Annotated in this window: 10 protein-coding genes; 3 read left to right on the forward strand and 7 right to left on the reverse strand. The window is 63.6% G+C overall.

Going from position 1 to position 13,934, the window contains the following annotated elements; all coding sequences use genetic code 11:
- Positions 1 to 289 precede the first annotated feature (289 nt).
- Entirely contained in the window at positions 290 to 1,519 is a 1,230-nt protein-coding gene (locus tag K3F49_RS05885; RefSeq protein WP_234679939.1) for a cytochrome P450, read from the reverse strand.
- A 132-nt stretch (positions 1,520 to 1,651) separates the two neighbouring features.
- On the opposite strand from K3F49_RS05885, the gene K3F49_RS05890 reads away from it, so the two are divergent.
- The gene (locus K3F49_RS05890) at positions 1,652 to 2,272 is read left to right on the forward strand and encodes a TetR/AcrR family transcriptional regulator (RefSeq protein ID WP_234679940.1); all 621 of its coding nucleotides are present in this window, start codon (positions 1,652 to 1,654) and stop codon (positions 2,270 to 2,272) included.
- A 62-nt stretch (positions 2,273 to 2,334) separates the two neighbouring features.
- Here the strand turns inward: K3F49_RS05890 and K3F49_RS05895 are convergent, their stop codons facing one another.
- Positions 2,335 to 3,030, reverse strand: coding sequence for an alpha/beta fold hydrolase (locus K3F49_RS05895; protein WP_234679941.1), 696 nt, complete (start codon positions 3,028 to 3,030; stop codon positions 2,335 to 2,337).
- Between the two features lie 209 nt (positions 3,031 to 3,239).
- Between K3F49_RS05895 and K3F49_RS05900 the strand changes: the two genes are divergently transcribed.
- Positions 3,240 to 4,913, forward strand: a complete 1,674-nt coding sequence (locus tag K3F49_RS05900) for a serine hydrolase (protein ID WP_234679942.1) — start codon at positions 3,240 to 3,242, stop codon at positions 4,911 to 4,913.
- Between the two features lie 55 nt (positions 4,914 to 4,968).
- Here the strand turns inward: K3F49_RS05900 and K3F49_RS05905 are convergent, their stop codons facing one another.
- Positions 4,969 to 6,183, reverse strand: coding sequence for an ABC transporter substrate-binding protein (locus K3F49_RS05905; RefSeq protein WP_234679943.1), 1,215 nt, complete (start codon positions 6,181 to 6,183; stop codon positions 4,969 to 4,971).
- Positions 6,184 to 6,362: 179 nt separating this feature from the next.
- Between K3F49_RS05905 and K3F49_RS05910 the strand changes: the two genes are divergently transcribed.
- A complete protein-coding gene (locus tag K3F49_RS05910) occupies positions 6,363 to 6,812 on the forward strand; it encodes an ester cyclase (protein WP_234679944.1) in 450 nt (149 codons plus the stop codon).
- Between the two features lie 88 nt (positions 6,813 to 6,900).
- Here K3F49_RS05910 and K3F49_RS05915 read toward each other — a convergent pair whose 3' ends face one another.
- From K3F49_RS05915 to K3F49_RS05930, 4 genes are all read right to left on the reverse strand, one after another.
- Positions 6,901 to 9,480, reverse strand: a complete 2,580-nt coding sequence (locus K3F49_RS05915) for an EAL domain-containing protein (protein WP_234679945.1) — start codon at positions 9,478 to 9,480, stop codon at positions 6,901 to 6,903.
- Positions 9,481 to 9,637: 157 nt separating this feature from the next.
- The gene (locus tag K3F49_RS05920; protein ID WP_234679946.1) at positions 9,638 to 10,930 is read right to left on the reverse strand and encodes an MFS transporter; all 1,293 of its coding nucleotides are present in this window, start codon (positions 10,928 to 10,930) and stop codon (positions 9,638 to 9,640) included.
- Between the two features lie 158 nt (positions 10,931 to 11,088).
- Positions 11,089 to 12,066, reverse strand: coding sequence for a hydroxyacid dehydrogenase (locus K3F49_RS05925; RefSeq protein WP_234679947.1), 978 nt, complete (start codon positions 12,064 to 12,066; stop codon positions 11,089 to 11,091).
- Positions 12,067 to 12,078: 12 nt separating this feature from the next.
- Complete coding sequence (locus K3F49_RS05930; protein WP_234680581.1) at positions 12,079 to 13,932, reverse strand: TRAP transporter large permease; 1,854 nt, start codon at positions 13,930 to 13,932, stop codon at positions 12,079 to 12,081.
- Between the last annotated feature and the right edge of the window lie 2 nt (positions 13,933 to 13,934).

Raw genomic sequence — 13,934 nt, forward strand, 5'->3', positions numbered from 1 at the left:
CCCTCGGCCAAGCCGGCACCCGGGTCAAACCCAAGCCTTTCAAACCCAAGCCTACAACCAAGCTTCAGGCGCGCCGGAACTTCCCCTTATATAAGGGGAAGTGTGGCGAAGTCACAGCGACTGTTGCGCACGGAGGTTAACGCTAGCGCGAGACCCTCATGGTGAGGAGGCGCGCAAGCGCCGTCTCGAACCATAGAGGCCCCCGCCCGCGGCCATCCTTCGAGACGCCCGCCTTGGGCGGGCTCCTCAGGATGAGGAAGAGTACGCGCGGGACCAGCGCTGACGGCTATCACCAGCTCGCCGGCAGGTGCTTCAGCCCGCGCAGCACGAAGGTCGGCCGCCATGCCGGGTTTTCGACGTCGTCAATGCGCAGATCGGGCAGCCGGCGCAGCAGCGTCGCGATGGCGATCTCGGCCTCGATGCGCGCCAATTGGGCCCCCAGGCAGAAATGGATGCCGCCACCGAACGACAGCGGCCGGACGTTGGGCCGGGTGATGTCCAGCCTGTCAGGGTGATCGGGATAGACCGCCGGATCGTGATTGGCCGAACCGAGCAGGCAGAGCACGCTCTCGCCCTTGGGGATCCGCTTGCCGCCTAGATCGTCGATCTCCTCCAGCGTGACGCGGCCGGTCATCTGCACCGACGAGTCGTAGCGCAAAAACTCCTCGATCGCGTTGGTGATCAGGTCCGGCCGCGCCTTCAGCAGGGCGAGCTGGTCGGGATTGCGATGGAGCGCCAAAAGGCCGTTGCCGATCAGATTGACGGTGGTCTCGTGGCCGGCACCGAACAGCAGGATGATGTTGGCCGTCAGCTCCTCATTGGTGAGCTTGTTGCCGTCTTCCTCGGCCTGCACCAGCTGGGTGGTGAGATCGTCGGCGGGACTGCGGCGGCGCAATTCGAACAGCTGCTGGAAGTACATTTGCGCCATCGCGTTGGCGGCGTTGCCCTTCGCGATCTCCTCGGCCGTCATCGGCACGGGATCGAGCAGCCGCCCTCCGTCGCGCGAGCTCTTGTAGAAGACCTCGCGGTGATCCTCGGGGATGCCGAGCATGTCGCAGATGATGGTCACAGGCAGGCGGAAGGCGAAATCCTCGATCAGGTCCATGTGGCCGCGATCGATCACCGCATCGATGGTCTGGTCGACGATTTGCTGAATGCGCGGCCGCATGTCCTCGACGCGGCGGGCGGTGAAGGCCTTCACGACGAGGCCGCGCAGGCGGGTATGATCGGGCGGATCGGCCTGCAGCATCCAATTGCCCATGCTGCGGAACACCGGCTCCTTCATGATGTCGGGGCCATAGCGGCGCGTCGTACGCTCGACGAAATCCTTGCCGAAGCGCTTGTCGCGCATGACGAGGCTGACCTCGGCGTGACGGCTGGCGACGAACTGGCCGAACGGCGTCTCGTGGATCGGATCGATCGTGCGCAGCCGGTCGTAATGCGGATAGGGATTGCGGATGAAGTCCGGCGCCAGCGGATTGAACAGCGGATCGCCTGCGGGTTGCACTTGCTCGTTCATGGTGACCTCGACATCGGTTGCCGCATGACACGATACGCGAGGCAGCCCCACAAGCCTCAGCGTAACCATCCCTGTAAATCATCAACTCGATACATTGTTGTATCGAGTTGCATTCTGCCCTAAACTGGGGCGATGTCAAGGGTGAGGACCAGGCCGACCAGGGACGACACGCGCGACAAGCTGTTCGAGGCGGCCGCCCGCGTGTTCGAGCAAGACGGCATCGGCGGCGCCAGCATCGAGGCGATCGCGGCAGAGGCCGGCTTCACCCGCGGCGCGTTCTATTCGAACTTCAAAAGCAAGGACGAATTGATCTTCGCCATGCTCGAGGATCACGTCGAGCGATCGATCCGGCGCAACATGGAGATCCTCGCGCAACACAAGAGCCTCGACGACTTCATCGCCGCGCTGAAGGCAATGGATCGTGCCCGGCAGGATCCCCTCGCCCGCTCGCCGCTGCTGCATATCGAGATGATCCTGTTCGTCGCGCGCGCCGAGAAGCGCCGGCCCGAGCTCGCCAAGCGGCTGCGCGCGCGGCGCAAGCTGATCGCCGACATCGTCGAGGCGACATTGAAGGACAACGCCAGGGGCGAGACGCTGAACCCGCCCTGGATGGCCTCCGTCGTGCTGGCGCTGGAAGACGGATTTCGCCTGCACCGGCTGATCGATCCGGAGACGACGCCGGCCGACAGCTTCTTGCGCGCGATCACGGATTTGCGGCGCAGGACGGGATTGGCGTCGGACAGCAGCTCATAAACGAGAAAGAGGCCGCCCTGCGAGCGACATCTCCTGCGCTGGCGATATATCGCTTGTTGCGTTCAGCTCTCTTGAACGGCGGCCGCGGCCTTGCGGATCACGTCGATCACGATGTCGGGCTGCGAGAGCATCGGCACGTGGCTGCTGTTGATCTCAGTGACAACAGCACCCATGCGCTTGGAGACCCAGCGTTGCAGATCGGGATGCACGGTGTGGTCTTGCTTGGCCAGAATATACCAGCTCGGCTTCGACCTCCACGCAACCTTGTCGGAGGTGAGCTTCTGTTGCTGGAACAGATTAGCGACCGGCGCATAATGCGTCGCCCACACCAGCTTCTGCTCCGCCGCGGAAAGGTCGCCGCAGAAGAACTCGGTGCCGTTTGGAAGCAGCCAGGCCCGCCCATCCGCGACCTCGACGCGCGAGAAAATATCCGACGGATACTTCTCGAGCTGGTCCTGTACGGTTTCGCCGGCATCCGGCGCGACCGCAGCGATGTAGACAAGGCCGACCACGCGCTCATCGGTGCCCGCGCCCGTGATGGTGGCGCCGCCATAGGAATGACCGACGAGAAGGACCGGGCTGCCAACACGGTTGAGCGTGCGCTTCACCGTCGCAAGGTCCTCTTCGTAGGAGTCCAGACCATATTGAACGGCGATCACCTCGTGCCCGTCAGCCTGCAATGCCGGAATGACCCTGCTGAAGCACGAGCCGTCGGCCCAGATGCCGTGACAGAAAACGATGGTTGGTTTCGCGGGCATTTGCGCTCCTTTGCAATTGAAGAGCGCAGTATGGGCAGGGAGAATGTCACGTCTTTCGCGATGGCACGATTAAGCGCAGTCAAAAAAGCGACACTTGCTCCAGGTCCGTTGCAGACGACTTGACCGTCTCGGCGATCATTCGTAGCGTTACATGGTGTAACATCTGGCCAGTGGCGGGGCATGGCTGCAAGTCGAGGTCGCGAGAAACCATGAAGGTCTGGTTCTGGCTTGTTTTGGCGGTCGTGCTCGGCACGTCGCCCACGTTCGCCATCAGCGATAGCGATCTCAAGGCTGCGCTGTCGCTGCGTTTCACCGGCGATCGTACCGGCGCCTGCGTTGCCGCCGGCGTGATCGACAACGGGAGCGTCGCGACAGCTTACGTCTGCGCCGATCCCAAATCCGCGCGTCCCTATGACGACCACACGGCGTTCGAAATCGGCTCCGTCACCAAGACGATGACCGCGGCATTGCTCGCGGAGCTGATCGCAACGCACGACATCGCGCTCGACGATCCCATCGCGAAACTTTTGCCGCCGGGCACAAGCGTGCCGTCATTCAACGGCCACGAGATCACCCTCGGCGAAATCGTGACGCATACGTCGGGCATTCCCGCGAACCTTCCCGACTATCGCCCGCCGGACCCCAGTGATCCCTATGCCGGTGCAACCGAGCGCGACCTGCTCGATACTCTGGCCGCGATCAAGCTGACGCGCGAGCCAGGTTCGAAATGGGAATATTCGAATCCGGCGATAATCGTCCTGTCCTATGCGCTCGCCAAGCGCGCCGGCAAGGATTACGAGACGCTGCTTCGCGAACGCCTGCTCGGTCCACTCGGCATGAACGAGACCTATGTGGCCTCGCGCCCGCCGCAGGTGCATCTGGCGCAAGGCCATCATCCCAACGGCGTGGCGGCGCCGCCTTGGGATTTTCATCCAGACATGGCCGGCGTCGGCGGAGTGCGCGCAACGCTCGCGGACATGTTGCGCTACATGGAAGGTGAACTCGGCACCCGCGACAGCGCGATCACGCCGGCGCTCGCACTGACGCAGCAAGAGGTTACGCATGTCGACGGACACCGCATGGGCATGAACTGGAATCTGCTCATCATGAACGGACATGCCGTGGCCTCTCATGAAGGCGCGACCGGCGGCTACTCGTCCTTCGCAGGTTTCGATCGTGACGCGAAGCGCGCCGTGGTCGTGCTGAGCGATACGTCCCTGGTCACGCTCGGCGGCCTCGGACAATTGGGATTTCACCTGCTGGACACGTCACGCTCGGCCGGCGCACCGCGCATCGCGATGGACGCCGATGCCAAGCTGATCGACGCCCTGGTGGGCAAGTATCGCCTGCAGGGCGGCCTCGGCATCGAATTGCGGCACAAGAACAGCGGTCTGACCATCCAGGCCGACGGCCAGAGCGAATTCGAGATGGGTTACGACAGCGCGGGCGACTTCTATCCGCACGCGTTTGACGCAGTGTTGCGGCCAAAGCGCAAGGCGGACGGAAGCTATGGATTCACCTGGTTTCAGGATGGAGGCGCAGTCGAGGCCAAACGCATTGATCCGCTTCCGGCGACAGCGAGCAAGTGGACGCCGACCGACGCGCAACTCCCGGACTATGCCGGACTCTATCCGCTGACGCAAAAGTTCGGGCTACGTATTTTCGTCGCGGACGGACGGCTCAATGTGCAGGGGACCAACCAGCGACCACTCAAACTCGCGCCAGTCGAACAGGATATCTTCGTCGCGGAACAGGTCGGCGCAGAGATCGATTTTGCGCGCGATGGCGGCGGCAAGATCGTGGCATTGACGCTCAGACAGCACGGACAGGTCCTGAAGGGCGAGCGCCAGCAGGATACCACGACCGAACCGGCCAATCGCTGACGATCTATAGGGACGCAGCGAAGCCGCTGCGTCCGCTTGATTTACGGACCTGTCGTCAGCGCGATGCCGTGCTGAGGTTTTCTCCGAAGAACTTCCACGTCTTGCCGTCGAACTTCGCGAGCTTGAACGTGTCGTAAGTGGAATAGTCGGTCGGCGACACCGAGACCGTGATTCCGGGAAGGAGTAACGGCAGCGATACCTTGCTGATGTTCGTGGCCTGCTTCAGCACATTCTCGCGCGTCAGCACGTCGCCGCAGTTCTTGAGGATGATGGCCGTGAATTGCGCGGACATATAACCGATCTGGTTGCTGCCATCGATCGGATTTCCCTCCGGATACCACTGCTTCATGAACGCCAGATAGTCCTGCACGCCCTGATCAGAATCCCATGCGGGATCACCGACGACCTTTGTAGCGAGCGCCGTGATCAGACCGGTGGACGCCTCCAGCCCCGCAGGCTCGAGCACGCCGCCGATCGAGCTTGCGACCGACACGATGAAATGCGTCGGCTTCCAGCCGAGATCGGTCACCTTGCGGATCGCCTGCGCGCCGAATTTCGGCGTCGTGATCGTCATCAGGACATCGGCACCCGCACTCTTCAGATTGACGATCTGGGAATCGATCGTGGGATCGGTCACTTCATAGCTGAGCTCCTTGACGATGAGATCGGCTTTTTCGCTCAGCCCGTCCTTGAAGCCTTTGAGGTAGTCCTTGCCGAAATCATCGTTCTGATAAATCACGCCGATCTTCGCGTTGGGAAGCTCCTTGAGGATGTACTTTGCATAGATCTTCGCTTCCTGCGCATAGGGCGGATAGAAAGGCGTGGTCCACGGGAAGTTCTTCGCATCGTTCCACTTCGAGGCGCCGGTGGAAATGAGGATGTGAGGAATTTTCTTGCCATTCAGATATTTCTGGATGGCGGAATTCGTCGGCGTGCCGAGTGACCCGATGTTGGCGAGAATTTCGCCCTGCTCGACGAGCTTGCGCGTCTGTTCCACCGTCTTCGGCGGGCTGTAGCCGTCGTCCATGCTGAGCAACGTTATTTTCCGGCCGTTGATCCCGCCCTGGCTGTTGATCATCTTCCAGTAGGCGGCCTCGGCCCTGCCCTGCGTGCCATACCCGGACGCCGGGCCACTATAGGGCATCGTCTGTCCTATCTTGATTTCGGTATCGCTGGCGCCGGGATCGTACTGCTTGTCGGCGGCCCAGGAGGCCGCAGTCGAAAGAATGCCGAAGGTGGCGACAACCGCCACCGCGATGCAACAACGCATTGAGTTTCTCCCTGGTGCGTCGCTGTTTGCCGCGACGTCTACGAGGATAATGATCTTGGGTTTTTGGAATGTCGATCTTTAAGTCGTGGCCTGTCGTCGGGAATCGGGTGGGCCGGGAGCGGTGCCGTCGTCATAGCTACTCATGGCGGGCAACAAAGCACTCAACAGGAGAAACGATCGTGTCGATTGAAGAAGACAACAAAGTCATTGTTGGTCAGTGGTTCACGAATTTCTGGGGCAAGACTTGCGACCTCGGAATTGTCGATGAACTCGCTGCGCCGGACATGCTTCTGCAGTATTCGCTCCACGAACCTCGGCGTGGCCGTGAGGACATCAAGGCGTTCATGACGGACTTTCGGAAGGCGTTCCCCGATCTCAACTTCTGGGGCGCTGCGGATCTGATCGCGGAAGGCGACTACGTCGTCGGCCGATGGGAGGGCGGAGGAACGCATACCGGGCAGGCGTTCGGTGATTTCCTGGCGGGATCGCTGCCAGCCAACACCGGCCGCAAAATGAAATTCACCGGCACGACCGTATTGAAACTCAAGGACGGAAAGATCCTCGAGGAAATCGGTCTTGACGATGGGGTCACGGCCTTGCAGCAACTCGGCCTCATTCGCGCCGCGTGAATTGCACGCTGCCCTGAGCCGGCCGCAGAAACCTCGAGGTAGACACCGGCGCCGCTGCGGTCGCCGGTGTCATTTCGGAGTGCGCGCGCTATGCTGACCGCTTCACCGCGGCTGCGTCCGCCGGCCTGAGCTTGCCCAGCATCGCCTTCGCCTGCCCGGCGCAATGCTCGATCAGCCAGCGCTCGAACGCGACCGGCGTGAGCGCGGGGGCATAGAGGAAGCCCTGCACGACGTCGCAACCGAGCTCGGCCAGCATCTTGCGCTGGCCTTCGGTCTCGACGCCTTCGGCGACCACGGTCATGCCGAGGCCCTGGCCGACGCGGACCACGGCGGTGGCGATGGCGAGCGCGCCGGCGTCCTTCTCGATATCGCGCATAAAGCTGCGGTCGATCTTCAGCTCGCGGATCGGCAGATGCGCGAGGCGGCTGAGGCTCGAATAGCCGGTGCCGAAATCATCCACGGACAGGCCGATGCCGAGCGCGCGGATCGCCTGCATTGTTTCCAATGCGGCGGCACCGTCCTGCATGAAGGTGCCTTCGGTGATCTCCAGCATCAACGCGTCCGCCGGCAGCGCGTACTCGGCCAGGATATCGGCGAGCCGCGCTGCGAGCGCGACATGGCGGAAATTGATCGGCGACAAGTTCACCGAGACGCTGGGAATGTTGAGCCCGGCGCGGCGCCAGCTCGCCATTTGCCGGCAGGCTTCGCGCACAGACCACAGTCCGATCTGCTCGATCAGGCCGCATTCTTCGGCGAGCGGAATGAATTTCGCCGGCGAGACATCACCGAGCGCAGCGTCGTGCCAGCGCGCCAGCGCCTCGACGCCGTGGATGGCGCCGTCGCCACTGCGAATCTGCGGCTGATAGCTGAGGCTCAGTGCATTGTCGGCAATGGCGCGGCGGAGTGCTGCGATCATCGCCAGCCGCTGCTCGGCCAATCCGTTCATCTCGGCACTGAACATGCGATGGGTCGATCGGCCCGCCTGCTTGGCCATGTACATGGCGGCGTCGGCCTGCTGCATCAGCGTGTCGATGTCGGTGGCATGGTCGGGATAGAGGCTGATACCGATGCTGGCCGACATCGGCATCAGCTTCGATCCGAGCCGCAACGGTGCCGCCAGCGCCTGGGTAACGTCGGCCGCGACCCGCTCGGCGCTCTCGGCGTTGCGACCAGGCAGCAGGATGACGAACTCGTCCCCGCCGAGCCGGCCCAGCATGTCTTCGGGCCCGATCTGCTCGCGCAAACGCTGCGCGAGCTGAATCAGCAGCTCGTCGCCCGCGGCGTGACCGAGCGTGTCGTTGACGTCCTTGAAATGATCGACGTCGAGGAAGGCGAGCGCAACGTGGCTGCCGTTCGGACAGGCGGCGATCGCGGTGGTGATCAGGCGCCGCAATTGCGCGCGGTTGGGCAGGCCGGTGAGGATGTCGTGATAGGCGAGCCGCGCGATCTCGGCGCGCGCTTCCTTGCGCTCGATCGCGAAAGCGCCGAGGTTGACGCAGGCATCGACGATGCGCCGGTGCCAGCTGCTCGGCGCCCGCGGCTCACGGAAGTAGAACGCGAAGGTGGCGATGACGCGACCGTCCTTGGCCTTGATCGGCGTCGACCAGCAGGCGCGCAAGCCGATGTCGAGCGGCATGGCCTTATAGGGCTGCCGGCGCGCATCGGTGTCGAGATCTTCGGCCAGCACCGGCTCACCATAGAAGGCGGCGGTGCCGCAGGAGCCGACATTGGGGCCGATCGGGATGCCGTCCAGCGCGCGGGAATAGTCCTCGGGAAGGCTCGGACCGCCGAGCGGATGAATCAAGCCGGCGGAATCGATATGCAACAGCGAACAAACGACGTCGGGAGCGATTTGCTCGACGCGGCGGCATAGCCGGTCGGCGATCTCGGTGATCGGCACCTCGTCGGCCAGCGCGCCCATGATGAGTTGCTGGAGCGAGCGCAGCTGCCGGGATTCGGTGATGTCCTCGAGCAGCGCGAAGATGTGTTTGACGCGGCCCTTCTTGTCGCGGAAGGCGTCGACCCGGGCGCAGACCCAGATCTCCTCGCCGTCCTTGGTGTAGGCCAGCGTCTCGACCTCGCTGCGCCGGCCGCCATCGAGCAGCCGCTTGACCAGCTTCGCAATGGCGGTGCGATTGGTATGGCAGCCGGCGATGAGCTCGCCTGCACGCCGTCCCTCGGCCTCCTCGCTGGTGTAGCCGAACAGCGTCGTAAAGGACGAATTGACGTAGCGGATGTTCTGCTCGACGTCGGTGATGATTACCACGCGATTGGTCTGGTCCGAGACCGCGTTGAGCAGCCCGATCCTGACGCGACGTTCGGCGTCGGCCGTGACGTCACGCGCAAACACGATGTAATGGATTGCGCCGTCGATCGTCGCCGATGACAGCGCAATCGTCGTCTTGATCCGGCTGCCGTCGCGCCGCATCAGGCTGATCTCGTCGCGAAAATCCGCGACCGGATCGGCCTGAAGGCATTTGAGCGTGAGCACGGCGGCATCGCCGCCGAGCACGTCAGCGCGTGCGAGCTTCCACACCCGCTCCGCACCGGCGTTGAAATGCGTGATGCGATTCGCACCATCGACAATGACGATGCCGTCGTCGGCGCATTCGAGCGCCGCGCGCAGCACGTCCGGCATTTCGGTCACTGGGCAATCGGAGGCAGACATCGTTGGGCTCGGCAGCATCAGGAAAATGCGGCAATCCGCCCCAAGCTAACGCTCCGATGGTGTCCAAGACGTTTTTGCAACCGGCTTGCGCTCCGCCAAGCCGCAACATGCTTAACATTCCGCGAAAGATGCGGAGGCAATCCAGTGCAGACGGAACTTATTTTGCAGTCTGAAGCTTGTGCAGCCGCCCAGCCACGGCCCGCACCTTGCGGGGCGCGGCTTGCCAGATCGACAATGCCGAAAGGAGACTTACGACGATGGCGATGGCAAAGGCGAGCGTGTAGTCGCCGGCGCGATCGTAGAGCAGGCCGGTCACCCACGGGCCGGCCGCGCCACCCGCCAGGCCCGCGAGCATGATCACGCCAAAAATGCTGCCCTGGTGCCGCCCCTGAAAAATCTCGAACACGACCGCGCCCATGATCGAGGTGAGGCCATAACCGAGCGCGCCCTGTGTGAACACCATCAGCCAGACCAGCCAGAACGAGGCTTGGAACTTCAGCGCCATCAGCGCCGCAAAGCAGATCGCAAAGCCGGCGCAGCTGATGGCCCAGACCCATTCCCGCCCGATCCGGTCGGAGACATGGCCGAGGAAAATCTGGCCGGGAATGCCAAGCAGGCTGACCGCGCCGAGCGCCCAGACCGCAACACTCGGGCTGAAGCCAATGTCGAGCAGGAATTTCGTCTGGTGCACCTGCACCGCGTACCAGATGTACAGGCCGCAGAAATAGCCGAGCGCGATCCACCAGAAGCGTGCCGTCGCAACCGCGCGCCGCAGCGTCCAGTCGGTGGCGGCCCAGACGGGATCGACGACGTTGGAGACCGGCTTTGCGCTACCCGCAGCAGGCGCTGCGTCGCCATCCGGCTGGAGGCCGATGTCTTCGGGGCGCTTGCGCAGGAGCAGATTGATCGGCGCCAGCACGATCAGGATCATCAGGCCCATCGCGGTGCAGGCGGTACGCCAGCCGGTCTGCTCGATCATGTGCTGCACCCATGGCAGCAGCGTCATCGAACCGATGCCGACGCCGGCAAAGGCAATGCCGATGGCAAAGCCGCGCTTGCGGATGAACCAGTTCGGCAGGAACAACGATTGGCCGGAATAGCCCAGACACACCGAGCCGGCGCCGACCATGACGCCGATCGTCAGATAGAGGTGCCAGGGCTGGCTGGTGAGCGGCGCGAGCAGCAGCCCACCGGCCATCAGCAACACGCCGAGCTCCATCACCGCACGCGGCCCGGCACGATCCATCAGCCGTCCGATCAGTGGGCTGGCAACAGCGGACGCAACGAACCCGAAGGAGAAGGCGCCCGCGGTGACGCCGCGCTCCCAGCCAAATTCGGAGAGAATGGGCGGATAGAACAATGAAAAGGCGGTGCGCGCGTTGACCCCGATGGCCATGGTGACAAAGGTCACTGCGACCACGACCCAGCCGTAGAAGAACGGAAGCCGCATTTCTTGCATTTCATCCCTGGCCGATCCTTCGGACCATCTGGGAATGCCCGGGTCAAGCCATTTTCGCGAATGCCGCCTGAGCGGCACCGCCAAACGTGTTCCTGACGGTAATCCAGAAGGACGGATCGTTCAGGGCGATCGACCGGCTGTAGGGTAACTCACGGCCGCCGCGTCCAGCGGTCGGCGTTCACTGCACCTTGCGGGGCTTCGCCCTTGATGATGACGTCGACCTGCCGCACCGTTTCAAGCGACTGATATTCGATCGCCTGCGGCGTCAGCCCGCCGACATGCGGCGTCGCGACGACGTTTGCAAATTTTGCCAGCTCCGGCGTCGGCATCTGGTCGGGCGCGCGGCCGACATCCATCGCCGCACCGGCGATGCGGTTCTCCAGCAGCGACTTCGCGAGCGCGGCCTCGTCGACGAGGTTGCCGCGCGAGAGATTGATGAAGACGGCATGCTTCTGCATGCGCGCCAGTGCCGCCTCTCCGATCAGCTTCTCGGTCTGCTCGTTGGCGATTGCGAGGCAGACGACGTAGTCGGACGCCGCCAGGAGTTCGTCGAGGCCGACCTGCTTGATCGCACTGTCGCTGACATCCGCAAAGGGATCGGAGACGAGCACCTCCATGCGCATCACCCTGGCGATCTCGGCGAGGTAACGACCGATGCTGCCATAACCGATGATGCCGATCGTGCTGCCGGCGAGCTGACGGCCCATCCGCGCCTCCGGCTTGCGGCCGGCATGGTAGTCGGCGGTGGCCCGCGACACGCCGCGCGACAGATCGACCATGAAGCCGACCGCGAGCTCGGCGACCGCCTGCACGAAGCCGGGACCGGCGCGCGTCACCAGCACGCCGGCTCGCGAGGCGGCATCGACGTCGACGTTGCGGATGTCGACGGCGCAGCGGACGAAGGCTCGGAGATGCGGCAATTGCGCGAAGATCTCGCCGCGGCCCTCGGTCATGCGATCGGCGACGATGATGTCGGCGTCTTTTGCCGCATTCACGAGGCTTGCAGAATCGAGCGCCTGGTCACCTTCGTGCAGGATCACGTCCGCAATCGCCCGCAGGCCATTCAGGCTGCGATCGCCGTAATAATTGCGGCGCATCTCCGGCGTGTGGGCCAGCAGGACTTTCACGGCGGCACTCCTTCAGTAGCCGAATGCGCGCGGCAACGCGGTCGAGAGCCATGGCACGAAGGCGATGACCAGCAGGCAGAGGAACAACAGGCCGAGATAGCCCAGGATCGGCTTCACCGTCTGCTCGATCGGCACATTGCCGATCAGGCAGGCGCCGTAGAGCCCAAGCCCGAGCGGCGGCGCGAACAGGCCGACACCCATCGCGATCACCAGCACCACGCCGAAATGCAGGGGATCGATCCCGAGCTGCACCGCCACGGGAAGAAGCAGCGGCCCGAAGATGATGAGCGCGGCCGCGCCTTCCAGCACCGAGCCCATCACGATCAGCACGGCGATCGCGAGCAGGATGAACAGCCAGATGCCGCTCGTTTTGGACAGTCCCAGCATGAAGTCGCCGACTGCGTGCGGCACTTGTTGCAAGGTCAGCGTGAACGCCAGCGATTGCGCGGCGGCGACGATGAACAGAACCAGCCCCGCGCGCGTCGCAGCCTGAACGAAACTATGCGTCGCCGATTTGAAGCTGAGCTCGCGGAACACGACGCTGCCGACGATGAGCGCGTAGGCCACGGCGAAGGCGGAAATTTCCGTTGCCGTCGCAAAGCCGCTCTTGAAGCCGAAGAAGATCATGAAGATCAGACCGAACGAGGCGATCGCACCGCTCCAAAGACCCGAGACCGGCATCTGCGGCTCGACCTCCTCGGCGTCCGCCGGCGTCTTGCCGAAGATGATGGAGAAGGCGATCAGGACCGCCGCCATCAGCGCCGCCGGCAGCAGTCCTGCCATGAACAGGCCGCCGATCGACAGGTTCGCGACGAAACCCAGAATGATCAGGTTGATGCAGGGCGGAATCGTCTCCGCCATCACCGCGGACGCCGCGAGCAGCGCCACCGCGCTGCCCGGATTCTGCTTCGAGCGGCGCGCCGCCGGGATCAGCACCGAGCCGACGGCCGCGACGTCGGCCATCTTCGAACCCGAGATGCCGGAGAACAGCACCATCGAAGCCACCATCACGACGTTCAGGCCGCCGCGCATGCGGCCGACTCCGCGCTGCAGCAGTTCGATCAGGCGCACCGACATGCCGTTGGCTTCCATGAGGTAGCCAACGAGGATGAAGAACGGGATCGCGAGCAGCACGAAATTGTCGATGCCACGCGCCATCTGCTGGGCGAAGATCACGCCGGGCAGCGCGCCCTCGACCCAGATGAAGATCAGCGCGGCCAGCGCCAGCGCAAAACCGATCGGCAAGCCGCCGAACAGCGTGGCGAAGAAGCCGATCAGCATCAGCACGCCCGCCGACGGCACCGAGGACGGCGACAGATAATCCCAGGCAAGATAGAGGACAGTCACGACGGCGACTGCAACAAGGCCTCTGGCGATGTCAGGCAGCGGTCGCGCGCAGAGCTGGTCGATCGCGAACACCGTCATGAACAGCGCGCCGACGCCCATCGGATAGAAGGTCAATTCCAGTGGCAAGCCGGAGCCGGTGGTCTGCCCCGCCGTCAGCGAGCCCAGCTTGATGGCGTTATAGGCGACGTAGCCGGAGATCAGCACGACGAGCACGGCGCTGGCGGCGTCAACCAGCGTACGCAGCCGTAGCGCCAGCAGATCGCGGAAGAAGGACACGCCGACATTCTCGCCGCGGGCAAGCGCACTTGCTGCGCCGAAGAAAGCCGACCCGACCATCAAGCCGCGCGCGACGTCATCCGACCATTCGACCGGCGCGTTGAAGCAGAAACGCAGCAGCACGGATCCGCAGACAACCGCGAGATCGGCGGCCAGAAGAATCGCCGCGATCCCGTCACTCACGCGAAGCAGAAGGGCGATGCTCCCGTGCCGACCACCCGAGAGCGGCACGGCTTCCGTCATCG

Origin of the sequence: Bradyrhizobium monzae (genome assembly GCF_021458635.1) — a bacterium.
GTDB lineage: Bacteria > Pseudomonadota > Alphaproteobacteria > Rhizobiales > Xanthobacteraceae > Bradyrhizobium.